At 64.7% G+C, this 1,908-nt stretch carries 3 protein-coding genes; 1 reads left to right on the top strand and 2 read right to left on the bottom strand.

Going from position 1 to position 1,908, the window contains the following annotated elements; all coding sequences use genetic code 11:
* Positions 1–328, top strand: a 328-nt coding sequence (locus tag EN984_RS32875) for a DUF922 domain-containing protein (protein ID WP_127384278.1), incomplete at its 5' end; no start/stop codon positions are given.
* A 72-nt stretch (positions 329–400) separates the two neighbouring features.
* On the opposite strand, the gene EN984_RS32870 is transcribed toward EN984_RS32875, so the two are convergent.
* Both EN984_RS32870 and EN984_RS32865 read right to left on the bottom strand, forming a co-directional pair.
* Positions 401–1,459: a Gfo/Idh/MocA family oxidoreductase gene (locus EN984_RS32870; RefSeq protein WP_127384277.1), complete on the bottom strand. Its 1,059-nt coding sequence runs from the start codon at positions 1,457–1,459 to the stop codon at positions 401–403.
* Between the two features lie 47 nt (positions 1,460–1,506).
* A partial coding sequence (locus EN984_RS32865) for an SDR family oxidoreductase (RefSeq protein ID WP_127384276.1) occupies positions 1,507–1,908 on the bottom strand: 402 nt, incomplete at its 5' end.

The following is a 1,908-nucleotide window of genomic DNA, read 5'->3' as shown; positions in this document are numbered from 1 at the left end:
GATCGTCACCTACACCTTGCCAAAACCTTCCGGCTCCCTGCCGCCCGCCGTCCAGAAGAACTGGGAAACCTTCATCGCCGGCGTCGCCGCCCATGAGAAGGTGCATGGCGCCAGCATGGTCCAGATGGTCCACGACATCCAAGCCGCGACGAACGGCCTGACCGTCGCCGACGATCCCAAATGCAGCAAGACAAGGGCCGAGGTGGTGAAGCGGCTTGACGCGATCTCGAAGGCGCGGGTGCTGGCAAGCCGCGATTTCGACCGCGTCGAATTCGGCGATGGCGGCAATTTACAGAAACTGGTTTTTTCGCTCGTGACCGGCCCCTGACTGGCGCGGACCGCAGTCCGAAGTTGGCGGCAGTGCTATCTTCGACCGCTGGCGCCGGCCGCTTCGCCCAGCTCACCGCGTTTCCGCACTCGCCCTCAGCTCCGCCCGCTTCTCGTCCGAGACGACGGCCAGATCCAGCACCTTCTGCAATTCGGCGGCATGGCGGAAGGACGGTTCGGCCTGCGCGCCGGATCGCACCGCGTCAGTGAAACGCTGGTAGTTGGTCGGCACCGTGCCGGCGTCGAGCTCTTCCCATATGGCGTTCTCGACGTTTTCGCCGATGCAGGCCTTGAGCGTCGAACCATCCAGATTGTGCACCACTTCGATGCCGCCCTTCTCGCCATAGATGCGCAGGCGCAGCTCGTTGAGATGGCCAGTCGCCCAGCGGCTGGCATGCACCACGCCGAAGGCGCCGTTGGAAAAGTCCAGCGTCATGGCGAAGCTGTCATTGGCGTCTAGCCCGTAGTCGCCGATGCGGTTGCCGGGCGCCTTGTCGAAGGCGCGCAGCCGGCAGAAGACATGGTCGATGTCGACGGCTGCGCCATAGCTGGCGAAATCGAGGATGTGGATGCCGACATCGCCAAGCACGCCATTGGAGCCGTGGCCGCGTGACAGGCGCCACAGCCATTTCGGATCGGTGCGCCAGTCGCCCCAGAATTTCGACACCAGCCAGCTTTGCAGGTAGGACGCCTCGACATGCCTGACGGTGCCGATCTCGCCCGCCTGCACCATCTGGCGGGCCTTCTGCAGCGCCGGCACATTGCGATAGGTGAGGTTCACCATGTTGACGATGCCGGCGGCCTCGGCGGCGTCGGCCATCTCGGTCGCCTTGCCATAGTTTTCGGCCAGCGGCTTCTCGCACAGCACCGGCTTGCCGGCGGCGACCAGCGCCATGGTGGTCGGGTGGTGGATGCGGTCCGGCGTGACATTGGCCACCGCGTCGAACTCACCCCATGTCAGCGCCTCATCCAGCGCGGTAAAGCGGTTGGGAATGTCAAAACTGTCGGCGAACTCGCCGACCCGTGCCGGATCGACATCGACCGCGCCGACGATGTCGACGCCGTCGATGGCGGTGAAGCGCCGCGCATGTTCCTGCGCCATCCAGCCGGTGCCGAGTATCAAAAGCCGCATTCTTTGCTCCTTGGGGTGAGATGCCGGGATCCCCCCGGCCGACGCCCTCAAATAGCGCGTATGATGCCGCCGTCGACCCGGATGTTCTGGCCGGTGATGTAGCCGGCGCCTTCGGACGCCAGGAAGGCGATGGTCGCGGCGATTTCTTCCGAGGTGCCGTAGCGCTGCATCGGCACACTGTCGCGGCGTTCTTCTGTGGCCGGCAGGCTGTCGATCCAGCCGGGCAGCACGTTGTTCATGCGCACATTGTCGGCGGCGTAGGTGTTGGCGAAGATCTTGGTGTAGGCGGCAAGCCCGGCACGGAACACCGCGGACGTCGGGAACATCGGGCTCGGCTCGACCACCCAGGCCGTCGAGATGTTGATGATGGCCCCACCCTTCTGCTTGACCATCTGCGGCGCCACGATGCGCACCGGACGGATGACGTTCAGCAGATAGACATCCATGCC

Origin of the sequence: Mesorhizobium sp. M7A.F.Ca.CA.004.12.1.1, assembly GCF_003997835.1 — a bacterium.
Taxonomy (GTDB): Bacteria; Pseudomonadota; Alphaproteobacteria; order Rhizobiales; family Rhizobiaceae; genus Mesorhizobium.
The sequence above is the reverse complement of the archived record's forward strand: the minus strand, read 5'-3'. Positions and strand labels throughout refer to the sequence as shown.